We start from the raw sequence: 25,069 nt of genomic DNA on the forward strand, positions 1-25,069 counted from the left end.
TCTCAGTCGTCGGAAAGTCCGAACTGGCTGGGATAGGGCATGGCGTTGCGGCTGAGCTTCTTCTTTTTCCAGTCTGCCAGCGCCCTGTCATATTCGACATGGCGCAGGGCGAACTGCAAAGCTTCCACATGCCGCTCGTCGGCCGGGTCCATCATGTTCTTGCGCCAACCCGCCGCAATCAGCCAGTATTCCCCGGCCAGCCGCCACTCCCCGGCTTCATGATGCTGCAGCGCCAGCCGCTCAAGCCCATGATATTTATTCTTCGGATTGGCGAGCGCGTCGGGCGTGAGGATGAAATCATCCCCTTTCCAGAGGAATGTCGATTTCATGTAGGGAAACTGCCGGGTCATCACACCCGGATCTCCGAAATGCTCCTTGATCAGCATCGGAACCAGCCTGTCGTAAGACCTACGCCATTCGCACTGCACAGACCGTTCCCCTGAAAAGCCGTATTGAAGAATGCCGCTTCTATAACGGGCGCTTCCATCAGAGTCGATTTCTGCACCTGAGCCAGAACCCACGCAAAGCAGAATCGAATGTCAATCAATAACATTTTTAGTGTTATATATAAATAAATAAATGTTACATTGAAGTGCGTAATAAATTAGGGAAGAAAATGTCCGCTATTCTGTAAACGGGTTTGAATTCCCATAATACTTCTTCTAAGAAGCCTCACCGAAATTACTGGTGCCCTGTTTCAGGCCTGCCTATTTCCTCTTCTCTTTAGAATCCCAGAGTCTCATGGACACCAAAACCCTCTTCTCCGGAATGGCGCTGGCCTTCGGAGCCTATTCCGCATTTGCCGTCAGCGACGCCTTCTCCAAACTGCTGGACGGGAGTCTCGATCCTTTCGAGGTTGCGTTTTTTGGCGGGGTGTTCGGGTTCCTCATTCTTCCCTTCATCCGCAAATCAAACGAATCCTATCTCGACATCGTACGCCCGAAGCTTCGTGGCATGTGGCTGCTGCGGGCCATCTGCGTCTTCGTTGCTACGGCGGCCAGCGTTGAAGCCTTCATGTTGCTTTCGATGCCCGAGGCCCTGTCGATCACCTTTCTGATGCCGCTGTTCGTCACGATCCTTTCCGTCGTGCTGCTCAAGGAGAAAGTGACATTCTGGGCGTGGCTTGCGGTCGCTTTGGGCTTTGCGGGCGTTCTTATCGTGCTGCGTCCGGGAATGCGCCCGCTCAATCTGGGCCATCTCTGCGCGCTTCTGGCAGCCTGCGCCAATGCGGGTAGCGTGATCGCCTACCGGATCGCCAGCAAGGAAACCGTGCGCCTGTCGCTCTTCGGGTCCAGCCTGATGGGCGCACTGGTCGGCAATGGTCTCCTCATGCTCGCCCATGCCACATGGCCCTCTAACACAAAGATCTGGTTCTACCTGTTCGGCTACGGCTCCCTGGCCGCCCTCGGACAACTCTGCATGATGCTCGCAACCGCCAGAGCACCGGCAAACCGTGTAGCTCTGCCACAATACAGCCAGATGGCCTGGGGTGTCGCGCTGAGCTACCTCCTCTTCAAACAGCCGCTCGACCGCTGGACCTTCGTCGGCATCGCGGTCCTGACAGCATCAGGCATGCTGAACTGGATCCGTCAGCGCATCCGCTACGAAAAAATGGCGATGAAAGAGCGTCTCGAACGCCTCAAGGCGCGCAAAGTCGCCAAGGGAAACCTCAAAGCCGCCAAGAAGAGCGCGCTCTCCACACGCTAAATACTCGTTCCGCTGCTGTGCATGCGGGTCAGAATGCTGACTTTCAGAGACGCGGCGGCACTTCTGATTATGGTTCTATAATTCCCGGCTCCAGCTTCCGGATCACCCGGAATGCCATCACGACCGCCAAACTGCCGAACAGCACCACGCCCAGCGACTGCCCAACCAAAATTCCGACTGGTCCATAAGCTGACCCGAACCAAACGAATGGAATGGTCCCCAGAGTCGCCCGCCCCCAGTTGAAACCGGTTGAATAAAACGGGTGTCCCAGATTGTTGAACGCCGTATTGGCCACGAACAGCAATCCGACGAACATGTAACTCAACACTAGCCAGCAGCAGAACAGCCGTACGATGTCGACGCCCACACCCTGAAGTTCGAAAAGCTGGATGATGGAATTATGTGCCACCGCCAGAACCAGCCAGGTCGCGCCTACACAGAGTGCCGTCAGCTTCAGCGCCGCCAGTAGCGCCTCCTGAACACGATGGATCTGCCGCGCGCCGAGGTTCTGGGCCATGATTGGCCCGACCGATCCTGTCAGTGCGAAAACCAGCGAAAACGCCACCGGCACGATCCGGTCAATGGTCGCCTGCCCCGAAACGGCATTGAGTCCGAACCGCGCCATCGCATGCGTCACGAACAGCGCGCCTGTCGGGGTTGCCAGATTGGTCGCAATCGCCGGAACCGCAATCCCGCCAATCAGCCGCGTGGATGGCCCGAAAGCGGAACGTCGGGGCCATTCCAGCATGGCATGGCCCCGAAGATTCAGAAATCCGCTCGCCGTAATGGCCAGCCGCGCCAGAAGTGTGCTGATCGCAGCTCCCTCAAGCCCCAGATGCAGTCCGAAAATCATGATCGGATCCAGACACGCGGACACAGCCGCCCCCGTCAGTGTCACTCGCATCGAGCGTTTGGCATCCCCCACCGCTCGCAATAGCGAAGACAGCGCCATCCCTAGACATACCAGCGGCAGTGCCGGTGAGACGATATGCAGGAACGTGGCGGCGTTCCGCTGCGCTTCGCCATGCGCGCCAAGCAGCCCGAGCAGAGGCATGGCAAATGTCGCCGTCAACAGGCCCAGAACGGTCGCAATCGCCACCATGACCACCAGAAACGCCGAGGCCATCCGCCGTGCCTCGGCATGCTGACATGCTCCGATCAGCCGCCCCGTGCAGGCCCCGAGCCCGATCGTCATCCCGATTGATACCGAGACCTGCACGTAACTGACCGCCGTCGCAAATGCGATAGCCGCCGTCAGCGTTTTGTCATGCAGATGCGAAATATATCCGTAATTGAGCAGATCGACGGCAAACACGGCCATCAGCCCGATCGCCCCGGTTCCGGCCATGGTCACGACATGACGCATGATGCTGCCATGAACGAATCTGGCCGGCCTTACCGGAGAATCGTCAGGAATACAGGGCTTTTTGGGATCGTCATCTGGCTCTGGCATGTCATTGTATCATGCCCGTTTCAGGGCGGGAGAACCAGAGGCCGGCAGCGTTTTTTCGCCTCCATCCTGGCTCTGTCTCTGTTCGTAACAGTAGGCGAATCCGTCCTTTTCGGGCTTGTAAGGACTTCTTTAATATCCGGTGTGGAATCTTCCCTGATGATGCTCGGGCATACGACCCGCAGCCTGTTCCATGTCCGGGAGTATGCCATGTCCTCGATCATCAACGCGGTTCAAACCGCCGTCAGTGGCCTGAACGCCCAGTCCCACGCCTTCACTGACCTCTCTAACAACATCGCCAACAGCCAGACCACGGGCTACAAAGCGAGCACCACCAGCTTCGAGGACTACGTCACCAATAACGACCTCGCCAGTGACGGCGAAGCTCTGAGCGACAGTGTCGTCGCCACGACCCGACAGCACAATGACAACCAGGGCATGGTGACAACCTCGACCAACAGTACGGCCCTTGCCATTTCCGGGAACGGCTTCTTCAACGTCGTGCAGGCCACCGGCCAGAGCAACGACAGCACGCCTGTTCTGGGTTCGCAGCAGTATTACACCCGTAACGGTGACTTTTCGCAGGACAAGAACGGCTATCTGGTCAACACGTCCGGCTATTATCTGGAAGGATACAACGTCAACGCCTCGACGGGCAGCCTGGGCACGTCTCTCAGCCCCATCCAGGTTCCTTCCACCATCAAGTTTCAGCCGACCGAGAGCACGAAGCTGACCATGACAGGCCAGATTGGCAGCAGTGCGACCAGCAGCGGTGGCAGCAGCACCACCTCGGCCACGGCCTATGACAGCAAGGGCAACGCTCAGACGGTCAGCCTGAACTGGACGCAGGTGAATGCTACGACCTGGACCGTCAGCAATGCGAGCGATCCGACCAACAGCGCGACCGTGACCTTCGATGCTTCGACCGGCGCCCTTGCCTCCGTCAACGGCCAGTCCCAGTCTTCGGGGTCGGCTGCGACCTTCGAATATGAGGGCTCGCCCCAGAACATGACAGTCAGTCTTGGCACTATCGGCAATACGAGTGGCGTCAGCATTGTAACCGATGGATCCACACCTACAGGTGTGACTACGGTCTCCGACAGTGTCACGAGTGGAACGTTCTCGGGAATTTCCATGCAGACCGATGGTTCCGTCATGGCGACCTTCGACAATGGCTATTCCCAGCTCGTCGCAAAGGTGCCATTGACCACTTTCGCCGATCCGAACAGCCTTTCTCCCGAGAACGGGCAGGCCTATACCGCAACGTCCCAGTCAGGCAGCCCGCAGATCAAGACGGTCGATACCAATGGTGCCGGCACCCTGACGACCGGCTCCATTGAGGAGTCTACATCCGATCTGACCGGCGATCTCAGCAAACTGATCGTGGCGCAGCAGGCCTATGGTGCAAACACCAAAGTGGTCTCCACGGCAGATCAGCTTCTTCAGACCACACTGGCAATGATCCAGTAAGATCATACTGAAGGGATCGCCTCATGGGACTGAGCAGCGCACTTTCGATCGCAACGTCTGGCCTGAATGCCGTTCAGAACGCCATGGCAGTTGCGTCCAACAATATCTCTAATGCCGGAACGAGTGGCTACATCAAGGAAAATGCCAACGTCCAGTCGAGTGTCTCGACCAACACAGGATCTGGCGTCCGCACCGCTGTCACGACTCTCGCAACCAACGAACAGGTCCAAAAGGCGCTCTACGCCCAGAATTCGGAAGTCGCGGCTTATACCGCCACCAGCAATTCCCTGTCTAACATCACGGCACTGCAGGGCTCCACCAGTGCCACGTCCGGTAGCAGCGGAACCCTGTCCGATCAGCTCGGAAATCTTCAGTCTGCCCTGACCTCTCTGACCTCGACCCCGGACAGTGCTTCGGCCCAGAGCACAGTGATTTCCGACGCCGCCAGTTTCGCGCAGTCGGTCAATAACCTCTCATCCGCCTATCAGACACAGCGCCAGACTGCTCAGAACGCCGTCGTCTCTTCGGTTTCGGACATCAATACCGACCTTACAACGATCGGCAGCCTGTCCACCAAGATCATGAACCTCAAGAGCACTGGCCAGGACACGGCCGCTCTGGAAAACCAGCGTTATACCGCCCTGTCGTCGCTTTCGTCCGAACTCTCGGTATCGTGGTCGGAATCGGCGAATGGTGACATGACCATTTCGACGGCAGATGGCGTCACACTGCCAACGCGCGATACCAGCGGTGCCAATGGTGCGACCATTTCCTCCACCTGGCCGCTCTCCACATCTTCAGCCCAGATTTCCGTCAGCACCACCTATCCCGGTACGTCTTCCAGCAATACAATTCCGGCCATTACTCTGAATGGTCGGGACATCACCACGCATCTGACGGGTGGCACGCTGGGCGCGAACATCACCCTGCGGGATACGACGCTTCCAACCATGCAGGCACAGCTGGACTCGCTGACCTCGACGGTCGCGACCCGTTTCAGCGATCAGGGCATGCCTCTCTTTACCTCAGGATCGGGGGGCGACGTGCCGGGAACGTCGCAGACAGATCTGACCCCTGCGGGCAGTGTCGGGTTCTCACAGGAGATGGGCGTCTCCAGCACCTATTCTGATGATCCCTCGAAGCTGCTTGATAACAGCACTTCCGGGACCCAGACGGTTCTCAACGTGCTGAACAACAGCTTCGGCAGTAGTGGGACGCCCGCTCCAAGCACAAATCTTGGCATGACCGGAAACCTGTCCACAGGATATACTGGCAATCAGGGAATTATCTCCCTGGCGACGTCCCTGACGGCCAATCAGGCAGCGACGGCGAGCAATGCCAGCAGCGGCCTGAGCCTGTCCCAAACGACGCAGACAAGCCTGACATCCAATCTTTCGGGAACGTCAACGGTCTCCGTCGATACGGAAATGGCCAATGTCGTTACCCTGCAGAATGCCTACGCTGCCAATGCCAAGGTCGTTTCGACCGTCCAGACAATGTTCAGCGCCCTGCTGAGCGCGATTGGAGTCTGATCATGACCGGAATTATTTCCAGCTTCGGTTTCGGCGGTGTCTCCGCTCAGCTTATTCTGGGCGTTCAGAATCTTTCCCACTCGCAAGATGCACTTCAGCTTGAGACCGCAACCGGCGTCCGGGCCAGCAGTTATGCCGATCTCGGGGCTTCCCGCACGCAGGCCCTCGCCCTTCAGCCCGCAATCACGCAAATCTCCGCATGGAAAAGTAACGTCACCAACGCCCAGAATACCCTGACCACAACCCAGACGGCCCTTACACAGATTTCCAGCATCGCGGAAAACCTGACAAGCTCGCTCTCTACTCTTGGAAGCACGCTGTCTTACTCGACCCTCACGACAGCCGCGACCGCAGCACAGTCCGCCCTGACTACATTGGGAAATCTCCTGAACACGAAGCAGGGGGACAGCTACGTCTTCGCCGGGCAGCAGAATACCGTCGCCCCTGTCAGTACGGATCTGGGAACTTCGGAGCTGTCCAGTCAGATCAGTCAGGCCGTCAGCCAGCTTGCCTCCACCAGCGCAGCGGATGTCCTCAGCACGACGCAGACCCTGGTCGATAATACCACGGCCGATCAGCCGTTTTCTGCTTCAGTCTCCTCCTCGCCTGATGAGGCTTACCAGCAGAAAACCCAGATCGTCGTGGGACAGGCCGAAACGGTGTCTGTAGGTATGGTCGCCACGCAGGGCGCCACCTCCACCTCCACCAGCTCTCCCATTCGCGATCTGATGCGGAATCTCATGGTTGTAGCTTCTCTCGGCTCATCCTCTACCAGCACCTCGGACTATCCCAATCTGATTGCAGGTCTTCAGAGTTCCATGGACAAGGTCACGACAGGTCTGGGAGACATGAGTGGTCTGATGGGTGTCCAGCAGAACAGCCTTACGGGCCAGAGTTCCATGCTGGCTCAGATGTCGTCTGCTTTGACCACTCAGCTCGGGCAGGTGAAAGATGCGGACCTGGCTCAGGTTTCAACACAGGTTACCGATACGAACAACCAGCTTCAGGCCTCCTATTCGCTCATCGCGGATATGAAGAGCATGACGCTTGCATCCTACCTCTGATCCCGGTTGAAAATCTTATCGTGACATCGCATATCCAGATCACTTTCCTTGACGGAGATTGATGATATGAGCGACGAAAATAACCAGAAGACCGCCGAAAAGCATGAGTTCAGCGCCGAAGTTGGCCGTCTTCTGGACCTGGTGGTCCACGCCCTTTATTCTGATCGTGAAATATTTCTGCGTGAGCTTGTCGCGAACGCTGCCGATGCGACTGACAAGCGTCGTTTCGAGGCTCTGACAGACAGTGCGCTGTCCTTGCCGGAAAATGCTTCCATCCGCATCAATCCGGACAAGAGTCAGAAAGAACTGACGATCTCCGATGACGGTGTGGGGATGACCCATGACGAACTGGCACAGAACCTCGGCACCATTGCCCGTTCCGGCACTCGTGCTTTTGGTGAAAAGCTGAATGCCGCCAAGCCGGAAGACCGCCCGAACCTGATTGGTCAGTTCGGCGTCGGTTTTTACGCGGCCTTCATGGTCGCGAACCGTGTGGATGTAACGTCACGGAAGGCAGGGGCCGAGGATGCCTGGACGTGGTCTTCCGACGGTAAGGGTGCTTTTACGTTGACGCCTGCTTCGCGTTCTACGCCGGGCACCGATATCGTCCTGCATATGAAGGATGATGCCGAAGAGTTTCTTGATAGCTGGCGCTTGCGGTCGATTATCCGCAAATGGGCGGATCATGTTTCCTGGCCGATTACCCTGCGGGAGACGAAGGAAGACGGCACAACGGAAGACCAGTCTGCCAATGAAGGTACGGCTCTGTGGAGCAAGCCAAAATCCGAGATTACACCCGAACAGTATGCCGAGTTCTATCGGCATGTCTCACATGCCTTTGACGAACCTTATGCCACGCTGCACTGGCGCGCTGAGGGTGTGACAGAGTTTACAGCATTGCTCTTTCTGCCCGGCGCGCGCCCGTTTGATTTCATGGAGCAGTCGCGTGAAAGCCGGATTCATCTTCATGTCCGGCGGATGTTCATTACCGACGAAGCCGAGCTGGTCCCGAACTGGATGCGTTTCGTTCAGGGTGTTGTGGACACCGAAGACTTGCCGCTGAATGTCTCGCGTGAAATGCTCCAGGCCACGCCGGTTCTGACCCGTATCCGCAAGGCGGTTACCAAACGCGTTCTGGCGGAAATCCGTAATCGCGCAAAAGATGCGGAAAGCGGTTTCAATACTTTCTGGGAAAACTTCGGCGCCGTCATCAAGGAAGGTTTGTGGGAAGACGCCGAGCATCGCACAGAAATTGCTGGCTTTGCCCGTTTTCATTCGACCAATGGCGAAGACCTTGTCACGCTGGATGATTATATCTCCCGTATGAAAGAAGGTCAGGACGCTATCTATTACCTGACCGGTGATAGTCTCGACGCTCTCAGATCTTCCGCCCAGCTTGAAGGGTTCCGGGCTCGGGGGCTTGAAGTCCTGCTGTTGTCGGATGCAGTGGATGGTTTCTGGCCAGAGCGGCTGTCCTCCTATCAGGATAAGCCTCTACGCTCCGTAACCCATTCTCACGGTGATCTGGAGAAATTTGAATCTGCGGAAGCCGACACGACGGAAGCTGCGGATGTCACGCAGCTTGTGCCAGCCCTTAAGGATGCTCTGGGTGACCAGGTTAAAGATGTTCGCAGCACCGTGCGCCTGACGGGCAGTGCTGTGGTCATCACCTCTGAAGGCGGTCCGGATCTGAGCATGCAGCGCTTGATGCGTCGCTCTGGTCAGTCCATGCCTGCCATGCCGCCAATTCTTGAGATCAATCCGAAGCATCCGCTCATCAAGGCCCTGGCCGAGCGGGTAGCAAAGGGCGAGGAAGTCAAGGATTATGCCAGTGTTCTGCTTGATCTTGCCCGCGTACAGGAGGGTGAACCGCTGCCCGATCCGACTGGTTTCGGGCGCTCGCTGGCCACTCTTCTCGCTGGCCCTGCGGCGGTTTGAAGCAGGTCTGGAAGACCGTAAGAACATATTTTAGGTGACTGAAAGGCGAGGGGATTATCCCTCGCCTTTTCTTTTTCTTTCGCTCCTGTGACATATGAAGTGCCGTGCATGACTGAAGGAGACGCAGGCCCGTGATCGACGATTTTCGCTTTGGCCGTATCACGGTGATCGGTGACCTGCTTCTGGATCAGTATATTTCCGGGGATGTCAGCAGAATTTCTCCTGAAGCGCCTGTGCCTGTGGTGCTGCATGATGGTCTTCGCTGTGTGCCTGGAGGCGCGGCCAACGTTGCCGTCAATGCGGCTGCGCTGGGTGCGGAGGTTCATCTGGTTGGTCTCGTGGGACATGATGAATCGGCGCAACGTCTGGAAGAGACGCTGAAGCTTTGGCCGACGATCCGGATCGGTGGAATTGTTTCGGCCCCTGACTGGACCACCATTACCAAGACCCGTGTTGTCAGTGGGCGTCAGCAGATTGTGCGGATCGATGTTGAAAAGCTTACCCCTCTCTCCAGGTCCTTACAGCAACGCATCATCGATGCCGCTACTCGCGCCATCGCGGTGTCCGATGTGCTGGTGTGCTCCGATTACGCCAAAGGAGTCCTGACGGATGAGGTCCTGCGGGCTGTTATCGCGGCCGGTCGGGAACGAGGCATTCCCGTCATAGTCGACCCTAAACGACGTACTCTGGAAGCTTATGCGGGTGCTACGCTCGTAACACCCAATCGCATCGAAGCCGAGCAGGCCAGCGGTCTTTCGGCCCGTACGGATGCTGAAGTCCTGAACGTCGCGGAAACCCTTTCAAAGCAGTTCGGGGGGGATGTGCTTGTGACACGCTCGGAAGACGGCATGACGCTTTGGCAGCGGGCTTCAAAACCGCTGCATGTCGCTAGCCGCAAGTCCGAGGTCTTCGACGTCTCCGGTGCGGGCGATACTGTGGTGGCAACGGTGGCGGCCGTGCTGTCAGCGGGGCAGCCACTGGAAACGGCCGTCGTCATCGCAACAGCCGCGGCCGCTCTCTCTGTCAGTAAATTTGGGACTGCCACGGTTTCGCGCGAGGAACTTTGCCGCGAACTCCTGCAGGAAATGCCCGAAACAGGTGCACTGGTTCCGGTGGAGCAGGCGGCTCGTATTGTGGAAAACTGGCACCGGCATGGCGCGAAAGTGGTTTTCACTAATGGCTGCTTTGATCTGGTGCATCCGGGGCATGTCAGCCTTCTCCAGGCGGCAGCCCGCGAAGGAGACCGTCTTGTCGTGGCGCTGAATACGGACAGATCAGTCAGCCGCCTCAAAGGACCCACGCGCCCCGTACAGAAGGAAGAGGCTCGGGCTCGCGTGATCGGAGCCCTGCGATCGGTAGATCTCGTTGTGCTGTTCGATGACGACACGCCGCTGGAGGTGATCCGGATGCTGAAGCCGGATATTCTCGTCAAAGGTGCCGATTACACGGAAGACCAGGTGGTTGGCGCCGATATGGTCAAAGCTTATGGCGGCAAAGTTGTTCTCGTGGATCTCGTTGAGGGACAATCTACGACCCGGCTGGTTCGCGGGATGCAGTTACCCTCGTCCTGACAGATGGGGTTTGTGGAGAACGCGCTGGCGGATCTCGCGCGGTGATGCACCGAATTTCTGACGGAAACGACGTGAGAAATGGGCAGCGTTGCGAAACCCGTGATTGAGCGCGATCTGTGCGATGGGGAGCGCGTCATGGGTCGGGTTCGTCAGGTCCGCATGAATCCGTTCCAGGCGGCGATTGAGAATCCAGCCCGCCACCGCGCCCGTTTCCCCATCGAAAAGCTGATAGAGTGCACGGGTTGAAATTCCGGACGCATCCGCAATGCGCTGTGGCGTCAGGTCAGGTTCGTGCAGGCGTGTTTCGATATAATGACGGATCTGTTTTTGCCGATGCCTGCGACGGCCTGCCACGCTGATTTCGAGATCCAGACAGTCCAAAATCGTCGTGATCAGAAGGTCCGTCAAGTGTTGCAGCAGACGCTGGCTGGTCTGTGGAACGGCATCTTCCAGACATCCGTCTTCCAACAGGCAGGCAAATGACAGGAGGAAAGCTCCTGGTCCCCTGTCGATGTCAAATTTCAAGGGAGGCAGTCCACTCAGCATGGGGAGATGCCGCAGAAGGGCAGGGCGCCTGACACTGAGCAGATAAACATCTGTTGTGGGTTCGATGGCGGGAGGTGCGGTTAGTGCCGCGAACTGCCTTTGGTCAAGATAGAGTGTTCCCTTTGATTCCCGTGACAGTACAAGAACGGCCCGATCCTGTTTGAGGGTCTCCAGAACAGCTGCAGAGAGCGCCGTGCTAAGACGTGCCACCACGGGATCCATCCCCCGGGGAGGGACGGCAAGTGTGGCAAGCGGTACGATACGCTGTGTATTCAGGTCACCGCGAGGGGTGTCGGTCACGGTCGGGCTCTGTGTGAAAAAAGAAAACACCGTTAAGCATCCTGTTCGGAGAATGATCTCCGGGGAGGCAGAAGACGGTTCAGGGGATATAGGAAAGATAGGATGAAATGAAAATAGAGGCGTTGTATTTCATTCTATGTCTGGAAAATCTTTACTCCTGAGACTCCGGATCATTGAACGTTATAAAAGTAAAAAATTTTTATAAATTTTCTATAGTTCTATAGTTTGAGAAGATAGTTTCGATTGATTTAGTATATACCCATGATGGGTAAAAAACAAAACCTGCGTTTTCTTTGAAATTTCGGAAAGTATATCAAGCCCGGCTGCTGTTCTTTCTTCGTCAAACGTGATGAACAGGTCATCGGCTAGGAACGGCAGCCGGATTCCACGTTCCAGCGCCTGTTCGACCGAGGCGAGACGCAGAGCCAGATAAAGCTGGTCCCGTGTGCCCTCGCTCATGGCGTTCACTGGTACGAGCGCTGTATTCCCCGGACGACGCCCGGCCAGCATGATACCCCCCGTGCTTTCCTCTTCTGTCGCGAGCCCGCAATATCGTCCCAGCGTCAGACGGGAGAACAGGTTTCCAGCCCGTGACAGGAGGGGGCCATGGGTTTTCTGCCGCTCCTGTTCGACCAGTCGCGAGAGCATCATCTGCTGGAGCCGGAGCGAGACATAACGATTGGCACGCTCGGCAATTTCCGCTTCGGTCTCCTGAATTTCTTCCGCTGTATCATGCACGCCGCGGGCGGTCTCCAGTTCGGACAGGGCGGCCCGTGCCTTGAAAAGACGTTCGTTCACTTCGGAGCGCCGGGCATCCAGCGTCGCGGTTTCGGCTTCAAGAGCTTCAAAATCCTGTTCAAGCCGCTGCGGGTCCGTTGTGCGCGCTTCCTCCAGAAGAGCGTCAAGCGGCCTGCCCTGTCCCGCCTGCAAAATCTGTGTCCTCAGTTCATCGCGCCTGTTACACAATGTCGCCCTGTGCTGCGCCCCGGAGAGCGCCTGACGCAGGTCTTCGTCCTGTGGTGCGCCGAGCCGGACACGCAAAGGAGCCAGTTGCGCCTCTAGTGCTGAAAGACGCAGCCCGGACTGCAGGATGTCATCTTCCAGAGCGGCCCGCTGTTGCAGAACGGTCTGTCGCTCCTGTTCGCGGGTCAGTTCGCGTTTCAGAAAAGCGTCAAGTTCCGTGGCATCCCGCTGTTCATAACGCTCAAGGAATACCGTCAGAGCAGCTTTGAACGATGCAATATCCTGCGCGTCGGACGCCTGCTCCCTGCTCTCGCTTTCAAGGCGCCCCCGGATCGTGCGTGCTTCGCGCATGTCCTGCACATCGACCCGTTCCGGCCGTCCGGGATAATGACAGGCCTGACATGCGACGCTCCAGTCCTTGTTCCATTGTGCCTGACTGCGATCCAGTTCAGACAGTCTCGTCCTGTCCTGTGTCAGGGTTTTTTCAAGACGCAGACGATCCGTCGCCAGAGTCTCATGACGTTTTGCCAGCGCTTCGTCATGCTCCAGAAGCGAGGATGCCTGCCGGATCTGAACTGCCAGCCGGTCGGATGTGAAGGTCTTGACGAACACTTCCAGTCGGCGGCGCATTTCATCCCGGCTGGCTTTTGCTGCATGAAGCTGCGTCCTTTCGGCATGCAGGGCATCTTCTGCCGACAGTGCGCCCTGTCGGCGCGTTATCCACGCCTGAACCAGCGCCGGAGGAAGAACCGGCAGCCCGAGCGTCTCCAGCGTCTTTTCCCAGTCCGCCTTTCGCCGATCGAGTTCCGCTGCGGCATGCTGTGCCCTGCGGTGTGCATCCTGTATCCGGAGTGACAGATCTTCTTCCTGCCGCACCAGTGCAGCCAGTTGCGCCGATTGTTCGGCATGAGCGTGTCGTCGGTCGGCCAGACTGTCCGCGTTATGGACCAGAATCCCGAACGCCGCGCGCATTTCGGCTGGCAGACACGTTCCTGACTCGGAATGGTTTTCCATCACCTGCCAGAGGCGGTCACGTTCCTGTCGGGCCGCGGAAAGCTGTTCCCGCGAAACAGCATGACCTTCTTCTTCCAGCCTTCTGCGTTCCAGCATCAGTTTTGCAGCGGTTTCTTCCCCGGCCTGAGCGTCTTCAAGCGCCATGCGTCGCTGATCGTCCAGAGAAGCCCAAAAGCGGCATTCCTCTTCGAGAACGGCGCTGTCCGGTAGGGCAATCTCCCTCAGATCCCCGCGTCGATCTGTCGTTTTCGGTCGCCAGGGTGCAAGTGCGCCATATGCTTCGGCGGTAAGGTTTTCGTGGCGTGAAACGGCCTCTTCAAGCGTATCGATCCTGTCGTCGATCGGTCCGAGGCTTCTTGCATCCTCGATTTCCAGCCTGAAAAGACGCAGCCGGTCTGGAGTAGGCGGTTCGACCGGAGCTGTTGCACCCTCTTCTCCGGCCGCCACAAAGGTTTCCAGCGCCCGCTCCGCATCCTGAATGCGGGCGCGAAGTTCCGTCTCCTGCGCGTGCAGCAGGGCACGGGCATCAAGCCGGCGGGTCAGATCATCCAGTGCCGAAACTTCTGGCAGGTTTCCCGGCTCCTGTCCCTTTTCATAGCCATGTCGTGCCCAGAACTGCTCAAGCCAGATCCCGTCCCGTGTCATGCGGGTTTCCCGGTCTGCGGAGGCCGCATTCAGACGCTCGACAAGCGTGCTTCTGGCCAGAAGGGCGCGGATATCGTCCTGATCCGCAAGAACGGGATGACGCTCTCCGAACGCGCCGGAATCTTTCAGAACGGCCGCGAGTTTTCCGTTCAGGATCGACAGGGCCTGTTTTTCGTGGCGCAGGTTTTCAAGCGTTTCGCTGATCCGGTCGCATTCCTGCATGGAAAGACCATGGTCGGGAAGCCTGCTGATTTCCTCTTCTGTCTCTCTGAGCTTCTGGTAGGGAACAGCCGTCATTTTCAGGCGCGAATTCTCCCGCCGACGCACGCCAAGACGGGCAGAGTCCTCGTCGCAGGTTGCCTTTCCCGTTTCTGAAAGAGAAAGTTCTTTTGTTGCAATGGAAAGCTGCCGTGCGGTTGTCGTCTGATTGCGCAGCGATTTCTGCAACTCGGTAAGTCTGGTTTGCGCCTGTTTCAGCCCCGATTTGGAAGATCGGAATTTCCACTCGGCACTGGCTTCGTCCTCCAGGGAACTGGAAAGCCTGCCGATCCCTTCCAGACCGAGCCCGGCCGCCAGAAGCTGAAGCCCTGCATCATCCTTCAGGCGTCGCATGTCTTCTCCGCCTTCGCGGAGCCGCGCATGATCCAGCGCCCATGCCGCTTCAAAGTCCTTCGCGTCCAGCCCCCCGAGCCATGTTTTCAGTGTCAGGTCATCCAGCGGTGTTTCATCATCAGGTGCGAAAAGCGTCTGGCTCCGCCCTCTGCGCCGGATTCCTTCAAGAAGCGTTCCATCCTGTTCCAGACAGGCGCCGACCCGCAGCAGCGATGCCGCTGTCCTCCAGTCTCCGGAAATATGATGTGGAAACCCGAACAGAAAATCCCGGATCGCGCAGAGCGTGGTCGATTTTCCGGCTTCGTTGGGACCATAAATGACATGCAGATCCCGCTCGCCTTTCGGAAAGGCCAGAGTGGTGTCCTGAAAGCCGCCGTAGCGCAGGAGGTCGAGCCGTTCGAAGCGCATCAGCCTGCATCCCCGACTAGCCGCGCCCGCAACGCCGCTTTGGCCTCTTCAAGTGGAAACTGCCCTTCGGCCATCAGGCTCTCCCGCTCCACGCAGGCGGGCAGGGCGGAGAAAAACCCTTCAAACGCACCCGGCAGGGAGTCCAGGAAGTCTTCGTCCCGCATCAGTCCTTCAAGCGCCAGATCCAGTTCCCGCGTCTCCGTCACGCCAGTCCGATGCTCCGGCGCGGAGGTCTCGTTCAGGATCTTTTCCAGACCGATCTGTGCTCCGCCTGATGTCATCGATGCCGCAATGACCCGCAGATCCTCTTTCCATATCTTCGAGGCGCACAGCTTGTCGTGAAGATGGCTCTGTCCCGTCAGCACCACCCTCGCAATCAGCGTTCGTCCCCCCGCTTCGGAGAGCGCGTTTTCCATCCTGCGCCGCGCGGTCCCCATGATAGCCTCCATGTCGTGCAGGTCGCTGACATCCAGTTCCAGCCGACACCAGCGCACGACGTCGCATTCCACGAACGTGACGGACCGGACAATCCCGTCTTCCACCGTCACCAGTTCGCAGCCACAGGCCCCGGTTTCCCGGGCATGCCGGCCCTGAAGCACACCAGGAAACACGATCCACGGATGCTCGCAGACGATCTCGCGTGCATGGACATGCCCCAGCGCCCAGTAATCATAACCTTTGGTAGAAAGCGTCTCGACGGAGCAGGGGGCATAGGTTTCATGCGCCCCATAACCGGATAACGACGTATGGAGCACACCAATATTGAAACACCCCGGCACCGGCGCAGGATAGGTGCGCGTCATATCCTGCGTGACATGCCGGTCCTGGAAACTCTGCCCGTGCAGCGCTACGCCCAGTTCGGGCCAGTGCAGCGTCTGGGGCGCATCATAGGAAAAATGATCGATCCCGGCTGGCAGAGGCAGGTCACGCGCAATGACTGACTGGGCATCATGATTGCCGGAAAGCGTCACGACCCGGATCCCGGCCTGAACCAGCCGACTGAGCGCCCGGACCATGTAAAGCCCGGTTCCCACGTCCTGCCAGGTGCCGTCATACAGATCACCGGCCAGCACGACGAAATCCACTTTCTCCGTCAGCGCCGTCTCGACCAGCCGGTCCAGCGCGCGACGTGTGGACCCCCGGATTTCCGCTTCCGGAAGACCGTCATAGCGGCTCAACCCCCTTAAGGGGCTGTCCAGATGAATGTCAGCAGCATGCAGAAAGCGGAATGAAGACATGCGGGAAGTTTACGCCCTCGCAGATGTCTTGCAAGCCGGTTCGCGGATCCCGGCTGATCTGTTTCGGAAGACGGATTTCGACGGAGAGCTATTTCAGGACGTCGCCTTCTGGCTCGCGGCCAGATATTGCGACGTGATTTCCGGCATCAGGCTTGCAAGAGCATCGGTGGCAGCCGTTTCCTCGTCCTTCAGGCAGTCCAGAACGGCCGCGTCCTGCGTAAAGCCAAGCTGGCGCGCCATCAGGATCAGAGACCGTAGGGAGGCGATCTGATGCGCGCGATACCCGCTCGCCGCCAGAACGTTTTTCAGCACATCATGATCCTCGCCGCCATGCAGCAGGCCCGAGACCGTGCTGAGAATGGACGACACCGTTTCGTGGGGCACCGGGGCAGGGTGGCCATGCCGGGACAGAAGCGTTGTGATTTCCCGCGCGTGGCTCCGGCTCATGGCCAGATCCTCTTCCATGCGGCGGCACAGCCCTGGATACTGCTCGCAGACAAACAGCTCCGACAGCGTCGTCTCGATCGCCTTGGACTCAATGGACAGGTGATCGCGAAGGGCGCCCAGATAGATGTCCGGCCCCGATCTGGCCGTCGTTCTCGTTCTGCCCACCGTGGATCCTTTTCATCTCTGGTGTAATGTAAATGGCCATATCGGCAGGGTGAGCGCAAGGGGCGGTCAGCGCTCCAGACGCGCCATGCAGACATGAAAAACCCCATGCCGGAGACCAGCATGGGGTATTCAGTTTCAGCAGGATCTGAAGGGATCAGAAACCGGCGCTGATTGAACCGGTTGCAGCGAACGGTGCTGCGATCATGTAAGTCGGAGCCGTTCCTTTGACGCTGTTTCCGAAGATGCCACGCTGTGTCTGTGCGTTGGTCTGAACTCCGGTCGGAAAACCGAGGTAATGGTTGTTGGTGATGTTGGTCAGGTTGAACTTGATGTTCGGTGCTTGCAGGAAGCCCAGATTCTTGAAGCGATAGCCGACCGAGATATTCATTTTGACGTAACCCGGAATATGCTGGTCGTCCATGAATGTCGAATACTGCTTGGCAACGTACTTCAGGCTGTAAGCGCCAAAGATATTACCGTCGTCATAGTCGAGGTTGAAGCCAACCTGGTATTTTGGGGTTTCAGGAGCAAATTTTCCGGCGGTATGCAGGTAGTCGCTTGATGCACCGCTACCAGCGCGCAGGTTACTGGTGGTGCGGGCGTCAACGTACTCGAAGGACGCATAGGGCCGCAGGTGATAGAAAATTGGACGCGTTCCGATTTCGGCATCCACACCGTTCGTGCTCTGACCACCGGCATTGATATTGGTCGTGGCGTAGTTGGTGCACGCTGAATTCAGACATTCGGTCTGAGAGAACAGACGGTTTGTGAAGTTATAGTGGAAGTATGTGATTGAGGCCATGACCGTTGGGCCAGTGTAACGCCAGCCGGCTTCTTCTGAAATGGAAATTTCAGGCTGCTGGTTTGCATTGGCCTGCGTGCTGTATCCGCCGTTTTTATAATATGTACCCGCGTCATAGAGCGAGTAGTTCATCGGGATACGGAAGTTCGTCGCGCCAGAGACGAAGACCTGCATTTCCGGATTGATCTGATAGCGGATCGATGCTGTCGGCAGAGGCTGATAGAATGTTTTGTTGATGTAAGGACCTGTTGACGTATCGGGCAGCATATTGTGAGCGTCGCGTGTGACGATTGCATACTTCAACCCGGCGTCGATGGTCAGCTTGTTGTTCAGCAGCGACAGGCTGTCACCAATAAACATGACGTGGGTGCGGGTCTGCGTCAGACTGGCGCGGTACTGATAGGTCGTGCCGTCATTGAAGATGAAATTCGGACCACTGCCCCAGATGTTCCAAGGTGTGCCGTTGGATGCGATGCCTGTTGCAGGCGCCGTCTGGATTTGCTTGGCATATTCAAACCAGTATCCGACCATCAGGCGGTTAACGCCGGTTGTCAGTGTCAGCTTTGTGACGGCACCCGGGCGATAGGTCGTGGTGAGCGAGGGTTCATACATCAACGTGCTGCTGGAGGGCTTTTTGCCGTTCAGTGTGCCAGTCATGCTCGTGGCGCCCCAACTTGTTGGTGTCGTGTAAGCACCGCCGCCGCTGCCGTCACCGTACCAGAAATAAGGCGTTTCTGTGAGAACAAGGTGATCCGTTAACTTGAAGGTCGAGGGGGCACTAGCGTAGATATTGGTAAACGGATTCTGATGGAGTTTATAGTAATTGCTATTATTTTCTTTGTATGTGCCATTATAAACTGTATTGTTTATTGTGGCATTGCTTGTGTTTTTAAAAGTAGTTCCATTCGGGCGAGTGCAAGTGGAACCAGCATAACACGGTGCAACGTAACCCGTTTTCTCGCCAAAACCATACGCATTCCACGATGGAAGATTTACGCTTGGTGACAGGTAGTTATAGAGTCGGTTTCCGACGATAGCGAGCGAGACGCGGTTGCCATCACCCCAGTCGTTTACGAATTTCGCTTCAGCATGGAGCTTGCGGTTCGTTGCTTCAGAGTGGATGGCGTCTTCTGTGGCATAGGAGCCAGAGAAGTAGGCGCGCAGATTGGTGTTGCCGATCTTTCCGGTGTCGAGGCGTAGGAAGCCACGCGTATAGGCATACGATCCGTAAGACACGTCGAACGCGCCACCCTTCTTCATTTTCGGGTCGATCATGTACATGTCGACCACGCCGCCGGTGGCGCTGAGATGGGGGCTATCAAGGTCAGAGGAACCCTGTGCAAGGCTGACCTTGCGGAGGTTCTCTGAGTCCGCGATTTCCTGTGAATAGACTGAGAAAGACCCGATATCGTTGATTGGGAAGCCTTCAAGCGTAAAGCCCATCTGCGACTGGTCGAGACCGCGGGTGCTCATGTGGCTGCCCGTTAGACCGGCTGGATCGGAAGACGTGACGTTCGCACCCGGAAGCAGAGCGATAAGCTGCATTGGGTCCTGACCCGGTGCCTGCTTTTCGATGTAGTCGCGGGAGATGGCGGAAACGGACTTGGCCGCATCCTGTTTCTGCATCAGTCCACCACCGACATCGCGACGTGTTACGCCATCGAAATAGGAGCGGTGACCGCTGACGGAAACATGTTCTTCGTGTTCGTCTGTTGGAGCCGTGTTGCCCATCATGGACGGGGCGGAGGCGGCAGCGACTTTCGTCGGACCCTTCTTGGTTGAAGGGGCCGTACTGTTTGCGGGTGCGGCAAAGGCCGACACCGTACCGAATGCAAACAGGGCCGAAGTCGAAAGCAGGCGAGCAAGGCGCATCGTATTTTCGGTCTTTCTCGGTCAGGGGAACTTTCAGCCGAGAAAAAGCATGAGTGGCAGCCTTATTTCAATCAGATGTGGACTGACATGATATGACATGCAGGAGATATGGCAATTTAGTCACATTTCATTGGCGTAACGGTGAAAAAACGGCAGGAAACCTCTTAATGATTGTGACATTTGAAAGACAGGCGTCGTTTTTCCGTCCCCGATCGTTACGGTTTCCTATCCCGCGGGTCTCAGCGCCTCGTCTGCACTGTAAAGTTGACGAATCCTTCTGGCCTGGGCGGCCGTAGGAACGAGGTCATGATGATTGCGGTTGAGGTGGGGTACCGTGCGGTTCCGAAATGCGGGGACGAGGTCAGGCAGGGATGAGATCTTCTCCATAGGAAACAGCTCATCAACGGCAAGTTTTCCGTCTCGGTCACAGACATAAAGTGTCTGGGGGCGAAAGACATGATCCATGTCGTAGACCGAGGCGCAGGACTCTACATGGTCGATCGCATCGTCCAGCGTGTGAAACGAGCGGTAGAGGGCATTGACGGACGCGTGGATCCGGACCCGCGATGTTCCGCCGCGCCGGGCAAAGGCCCAGGCGGAGACAAAGCGCTCCACCGGATCGCGCCAGATTGCGAAACTGGGAAGGGTCTGGCCCAGATCAGGTGCGACATGCTGATAGTAACGCCAAGTTTCATGCATCATGATACCGCCGTAAAGCAGTTCGCAGATCGATGTGCCGCCGTTTTTGGGAACATGGATGAACAGGACACCGGCTTGCCGGATCTTTTCGATCCGCAGGAGACGCTTGCGGCCCAGCGGCAGTCGCAGGTGCAGGTCGGCGGCCCGCGCATGGACATCATTATACTGGCGGACCCGGAACACCGTACACAGCAGGCGGTGGGGGAGGCCAATTGCCGCTGCGCTGCCCGTATTACAGTCGGCCTGAAGAGATGTGTCCGGCTGGGCAGTGGAGAGTGCAGCAGAAGGAGGCGTCATAACCGTGTCCTGATTCTGTATCCGGTGGCGCAACACTGGCGGTGGGAAAAGGTCAAGGCAAAGGACGGATTGTAACCGAATGAAATTCATGTTGCAGGGAGAGAATGTGTCAAATCCGTCACGGACGGTTTTTTGTATTTGACTCGCCGGGTCCGGAGCGCTTCATGACATCTGACGGTGCCCGGAGGACGGGTGAAAAGGGAACGCAGTGCAAGGCTGCGGCTGCCCCCGCAACTGTAAGTGCCCGCTGCTCTGTCCGGACGGACGGACGGCGCGGTTTCGGGACATGAACCCACTGGTGTCTCAGCCGGGAAGGGCCTGAAGCCTCAGGACGAGCCAGGAGACCTGCCGTCAGCATGAGTTGTCCGAAGGACGGTCCGGGCGGGGTGCATCGGAACGCCGGGTCAGGCCCTTTTGGCATGGGTCTGCCTCCTTCTTGAGGGCAACGCTGAACGACGAGACATTGCCATCACCATGCCCCGTATTTCCTGTCTTCTTCTTGCGAGCAGCATGCTTGTCGCCGTGCCTGCGCTGGCTGCGCCAGTCGCTCAACCGGCACAGGAACCGCTCCTGTCGCAGAAGCTCAAGGCACCCCCGGCACCATCTGCGCAGAAAGCTCCGGGTACTGCGATGCGCGCGCCAAATCAGGCTCCGACAGCAGTTTCATCGTCTTTTCCCGAGACCGTGACGGTGACTGCGAACCGTATGCCGCAGGATCTGAGTAGGGTCGGTTCGCAGGTTACGGTTGTGACCCAGCGTGACATTGAACTGCTTCAACGGCGCGATCTTGCGGACCTTCTGTCGCGCGAACCGGGCCTGAACATGGTGCGCACGGGCGGGCCCGGCGGTACGGGGTCGATCTTTATGCGCGGCACCAACGCCAATGAAGTGAAGGTGCGGCTGGACGGGATGGACATCAACGATCCGTCCACGCCGGCCGGTGCATTCGATACAGCGCAGTTTCTTACCGATGGGCTGGCCCGTGTGGAAATCCTGCGTGGACCGCAGAGTGGCCTGTACGGCGCGGATGCGATGGGCGGCGTCATCGACATGACGACCAAACAGGGGCAGGGACCGCTGCACGGTTTCGTCCGGCTCGAAGGCGGCAGCTACTCCACCAAGAACCAGACGGCCGGGTTCTCGGGATCGCTGCGCCGTTTCCATTACATGGTCGAAGTCTCGCACAATCATGTCGGCGACTATCAGGCCGTACCAAAAGCCATTCGCGCGCAGGTTCACGACCATGACGTTGCGTCCAACCGTAACGACAACCGCACAGCCAATGTGCGGCTCGGCTACGACGTGACGGACAATTTCGATCTCGGCTTCACGGCCCATCTCACGCAGGCGGATTACGAATACGTCGCTGACGATTACAGTTCCTACCCGACGCTGCCCTCAGCCCAGCAGAATGAAAGCGATCTCAAACAAGCAATTCTGCGCGGAACGGCCCATCTGAAATCCTTCAAGGGTGTGTTCGAGCAGACGCTCGGCGTCGGGTACGTCACCTATCGCCGCCATGACATCACGGCTGGAGAATCAGATATCGCGTCCAATCGTGGCGATCGTCTGAAGGTGGACTGGCAGGGCCTGACCCATCTTGGTCATAATGGCTCCTTCCTCGTGGGATATGATTATATCCGCGAACGGATCATGACCCCGGTCGCAGCTCAGACCACGACGAATGCCGCCTGGGGTCAGCTTGAAGGTCATTGGCACGATATTCTCTTCGGTTCGGCCAATATCCGTTACGACAACAATTCCCGTTACGGTAATTACGTGACCTGGCGTGTCGCCCCGGCGGTGAAGATCCCTGGTACCGGTCTGACACTGAAAGCCAGCGGTGGTTCGGGTTTCCATGGACCGTCTCTGAACCAGCTTTTCGTCAGCTATCCGGCCTATTACTCCCTTGCCAATCCGAACCTGCGAGCCGAGCGTCTTCTGGGCTTCGACGCTGGGTTTGAGGAACGTCTTCTGGGCGGCAAGCTGACCTTTGGTGCTGACTATTATGGCAACCATGTGCGGAACCTCATCAATTACGCACTGTCGGGCTACAACTACACCTATATCAACGTCGCCCGTGCGCAGACGCATGGTGTGGAAGCTTTTGTTGATTACCACATCATCAAGAGCGTAGATCTGCGCGGTACTTATACCTGGACGGACGCCACGGATCGCAGCACGGGTGCGGCCCTCGTTCGCCGTCCCCGCCACAAAGCCACGGCCAGCGTCATCTGGACGCCGACCAAGCGCCTGAGCATCACGCCAAGCCTGCTCTATGTCAGCGGCTGGCACGATCTCGACCGCTACACGTCCATGAACACGATCGGTCATGACTACGTCACAGTGAATATCGCTGCGGAATACAAGTTGGCTAATTTCGTAACCCTGTTCGCGCGTGGCGATAATCTTGGGAATCGATATTATGAAAACCCGGTCGGTTATCTCCAGCCAGGGCGTTCTTTCTACGGCGGTGTGACGTTTGGCCTCTAAGACGCTTTTTCACGTCTTTGCAGTCCCGATGGCAAGTTTCCTGCTGTGGGGCTGTTTTTCCGGATCGGCCTGTGCCGGTCCGGTGCGGACCCGTATCGTCTCGCTCAATCTGTGTACGGACGAACTGCTGCTTGAACTGGCGGACCCGTCTCATATCCTTGGTCTCAGCCCGTTGGCCACGGACTGCGCGGAATCCGTTCGCTGTGAGGCTGCAAGGGCTTATCCTGTCCAGCGGCCTGATGGCGAAAACCTTGTTGTCACCCATCCGGATGTTGTTCTGGACGGGACATGGCACCGTCCGACCGTTCCGCTCGTGACCGATGTGCTACATGTCCCCTTCGTGCAGCTTCCCTCCATTGCATCTCTAGCGGATATTCCCACCCAGATCCGCACAGTCGCCCACGCCATCGGCGAAGATGCACGCGGCGAGGACATGATCCGTGCGTTTGGTAAGCGTCTGGAAAGTCTCCATCCTGTTCATCCGGAGCAGATCCTGACGGCTACGGTCATCGGCGCGAACCTTGCCGGAGAAGAGGGCGGCTTGATTACCGATTTGCTGAAACGCGCGGGCTTCCGCCTGTCTGCGTCCGAGCGACCAGATGGCACCATCGCGCTGGAAACGCTGATTGCCCATCCGCCGGATCTTTTGGTGACGGGCATGATTTCGGAAGGCGTCTCTTTAGCGGAAGATGCCGTTCATCATCCTGCCCTGCGGGACCGTTTCACGGGCATGCATCTGTTAGCCCTTCCCGGTCGGCTGACCATGTGCGGCACGCCTGATACTCTCGATGCGCTGACCGCCCTGATCGCCGCGCATGACCGTCTGACCGGCGCGGAGTCTACACCATGAGCCGTTATGCCCTGACCGTTGCCATTCTTACCACGCTGGTTCTGGCTCTCGCCATTTTGTCATTGGCCGCAGGTCTGGCGGGGATCGGCGTCACTCAGGGCCTGTCCGACATGCTGCATGGCCGCGCGACGATCGCCGCGACCATCATCGGCCAGATCCGCCTGCCGCGTATGACCCTCGCTTTGCTGATCGGCGCAACGCTGGGTCTGTCGGGGGCGGCGCTTCAGGGACTGGTCCGTAATCCACTCGCTGATCCGGGCGTGCTGGGTATTTCGGGCTGTGGTGCTCTTGGGGCGGTATTAGTCTTCTATACTGGCGTCTCGGCAGTCTGGGCGCCCGCACTCCCGCTGGCGGCGTTGTCCGGCGCTGGGCTCGCGACACTCCTGCTTCTGGTCCTCACGCGCGGCGGTACGCTGGTTCTGGTACTCGCCGGTGCGGCGCTGGGCTCCATGAGTGCCGCGCTTCTGGCTTTGACGCTCAATCTCGTGCCAAGCCCTTATGCGTCTTATGAAATCATGCACTGGCTCATGGGCTCCCTGTCGCGTGCCAGCCAGCAGGATGTTCTGATTGCGATGCCTGGTCTGCTGATCGGCTCCGCGCTGCTTTTCAGCACGGGGCGGTCGCTGGATGCCCTGACCCTTGGTGAAGACGTTGCCCAGACGATGGGCTTCCCCCTGCGGGCCGTGCAGTGGCGCGTCGTGATCGGAACAGCGCTTGCGGTCGGCAGCGGGGTTGCCGTTGCGGGCGGGATCGGGTTTGTCGGGCTCGTCATGCCGCATCTCCTGCGCCCGCTCGCCGGAGCGCGCCCGTCACGTCTGCTGTTGCCCTCTGCCCTTGGTGGCGCGGCGCTCTTGCTGGCGGCTGACCTGTTTGTACGCCTGCCCGTCAGCGGGGCCGAACTGCAACTCGGTGTCGTCACGTCGCTGATCGGAACACCGGTCTTTTTCTGGCAGGTCTGGCGCCTGCGCGGCCGGCCGGTATGAGGA

At 58.0% G+C, this 25,069-nt stretch carries 17 protein-coding genes and 1 riboswitch; of the genes, 9 read left to right on the forward strand and 8 right to left on the reverse strand.

Annotated features, from left to right (window positions below; all coding sequences use genetic code 11):
• Positions 1-2 precede the first annotated feature (2 nt).
• Positions 3-386: a hypothetical protein gene (locus GKA01_RS03690; RefSeq protein WP_194265841.1), complete on the reverse strand. Its 384-nt coding sequence runs from the start codon at positions 384-386 to the stop codon at positions 3-5.
• Positions 387-741: 355 nt separating this feature from the next.
• On the opposite strand from GKA01_RS03690, the gene GKA01_RS03695 reads away from it, so the two are divergent.
• A complete protein-coding gene (locus GKA01_RS03695; RefSeq protein ID WP_228119896.1) occupies positions 742-1,707 on the forward strand; it encodes a DMT family transporter in 966 nt (321 codons plus the stop codon).
• Between the two features lie 67 nt (positions 1,708-1,774).
• On the opposite strand, the gene GKA01_RS03700 is transcribed toward GKA01_RS03695, so the two are convergent.
• Complete coding sequence (locus tag GKA01_RS03700) at positions 1,775-3,073, reverse strand: MATE family efflux transporter (RefSeq protein WP_146859601.1); 1,299 nt, start codon at positions 3,071-3,073, stop codon at positions 1,775-1,777.
• Between the two features lie 243 nt (positions 3,074-3,316).
• Between GKA01_RS03700 and flgE the strand changes: the two genes are divergently transcribed.
• From flgE to rfaE1, 5 genes are all read left to right on the forward strand, one after another.
• A complete protein-coding gene (gene flgE, locus GKA01_RS03705) occupies positions 3,317-4,627 on the forward strand; it encodes a flagellar hook protein FlgE (RefSeq protein WP_228119895.1) in 1,311 nt (436 codons plus the stop codon).
• A gap of 23 nt (positions 4,628-4,650) precedes the next feature.
• Positions 4,651-6,159: a flagellar hook-associated protein FlgK gene (gene flgK, locus GKA01_RS03710; protein WP_146859335.1), complete on the forward strand. Its 1,509-nt coding sequence runs from the start codon at positions 4,651-4,653 to the stop codon at positions 6,157-6,159.
• A 2-nt stretch (positions 6,160-6,161) separates the two neighbouring features.
• Positions 6,162-7,223, forward strand: a complete 1,062-nt coding sequence (locus GKA01_RS03715; protein ID WP_146859337.1) for a flagellin — start codon at positions 6,162-6,164, stop codon at positions 7,221-7,223.
• 66 nt (positions 7,224-7,289) lie between these two features.
• On the forward strand, positions 7,290-9,161 hold the full coding sequence (gene htpG / locus GKA01_RS03720; RefSeq protein WP_146859339.1) for a molecular chaperone HtpG: 1,872 nt from the start codon (positions 7,290-7,292) through the stop codon (positions 9,159-9,161).
• Positions 9,162-9,292: 131 nt separating this feature from the next.
• Positions 9,293-10,732, forward strand: a complete 1,440-nt coding sequence (rfaE1, locus tag GKA01_RS03725) for a D-glycero-beta-D-manno-heptose-7-phosphate kinase (protein WP_146859341.1) — start codon at positions 9,293-9,295, stop codon at positions 10,730-10,732.
• On the opposite strand, the gene GKA01_RS03730 is transcribed toward rfaE1, so the two are convergent.
• The 6 genes from GKA01_RS03730 to GKA01_RS03755 all read right to left on the reverse strand — a co-directional run bounded on the left by GKA01_RS03730 (position 10,718) and on the right by GKA01_RS03755 (position 20,740).
• Positions 10,718-11,578: a helix-turn-helix domain-containing protein gene (locus GKA01_RS03730; RefSeq protein ID WP_194265840.1), complete on the reverse strand. Its 861-nt coding sequence runs from the start codon at positions 11,576-11,578 to the stop codon at positions 10,718-10,720. The genes rfaE1 and GKA01_RS03730 overlap by 15 nt on opposite strands.
• Before the next feature lie 210 nt (positions 11,579-11,788).
• On the reverse strand, positions 11,789-15,220 hold the full coding sequence (locus tag GKA01_RS03735; RefSeq protein ID WP_146859343.1) for an AAA family ATPase: 3,432 nt from the start codon (positions 15,218-15,220) through the stop codon (positions 11,789-11,791).
• Positions 15,220-16,458 (reverse strand): metallophosphoesterase family protein, encoded by a 1,239-nt coding sequence (locus GKA01_RS03740; RefSeq protein ID WP_146859345.1) that lies wholly within the window; start codon positions 16,456-16,458, stop codon positions 15,220-15,222. The genes GKA01_RS03735 and GKA01_RS03740 overlap by 1 nt, the downstream gene beginning before the upstream one ends.
• A gap of 93 nt (positions 16,459-16,551) precedes the next feature.
• Positions 16,552-17,070, reverse strand: coding sequence for a DUF892 family protein (locus tag GKA01_RS03745; protein ID WP_146859347.1), 519 nt, complete (start codon positions 17,068-17,070; stop codon positions 16,552-16,554).
• 154 nt (positions 17,071-17,224) lie between these two features.
• A complete protein-coding gene (locus GKA01_RS03750) occupies positions 17,225-19,744 on the reverse strand; it encodes a TonB-dependent receptor (RefSeq protein WP_146859349.1) in 2,520 nt (839 codons plus the stop codon).
• 225 nt (positions 19,745-19,969) lie between these two features.
• Positions 19,970-20,740 carry a sulfotransferase family 2 domain-containing protein gene (locus GKA01_RS03755; protein ID WP_146859351.1) on the reverse strand — a complete coding sequence of 257 codons (771 nt, stop codon included), beginning with the start codon at positions 20,738-20,740 and terminating at the stop codon, positions 19,970-19,972.
• Positions 20,741-20,899: 159 nt separating this feature from the next.
• Positions 20,900-21,107: riboswitch (cobalamin riboswitch) on the forward strand.
• Positions 21,108-21,214: 107 nt separating this feature from the next.
• On the opposite strand from GKA01_RS03755, the gene GKA01_RS03760 reads away from it, so the two are divergent.
• Genes GKA01_RS03760 through GKA01_RS03770 form a run of 3 tightly spaced genes read left to right on the forward strand, consistent with a single transcriptional unit; the run spans position 21,215 to position 25,066 of the window.
• Positions 21,215-23,233, forward strand: a complete 2,019-nt coding sequence (locus GKA01_RS03760; protein ID WP_167506311.1) for a TonB-dependent receptor plug domain-containing protein — start codon at positions 21,215-21,217, stop codon at positions 23,231-23,233.
• Between the two features lie 28 nt (positions 23,234-23,261).
• Positions 23,262-24,083, forward strand: a complete 822-nt coding sequence (locus tag GKA01_RS03765) for an ABC transporter substrate-binding protein (protein WP_146859353.1) — start codon at positions 23,262-23,264, stop codon at positions 24,081-24,083.
• The gene (locus GKA01_RS03770; RefSeq protein ID WP_146859355.1) at positions 24,080-25,066 is read left to right on the forward strand and encodes a FecCD family ABC transporter permease; all 987 of its coding nucleotides are present in this window, start codon (positions 24,080-24,082) and stop codon (positions 25,064-25,066) included. The genes GKA01_RS03765 and GKA01_RS03770 overlap by 4 nt, the downstream gene beginning before the upstream one ends.
• Positions 25,067-25,069: the final 3 nt, after the last annotated feature.

This window comes from Gluconobacter kanchanaburiensis NBRC 103587 (assembly GCF_007988905.1).
Classification (GTDB): domain Bacteria; phylum Pseudomonadota; class Alphaproteobacteria; order Acetobacterales; family Acetobacteraceae; genus Gluconobacter; species Gluconobacter kanchanaburiensis.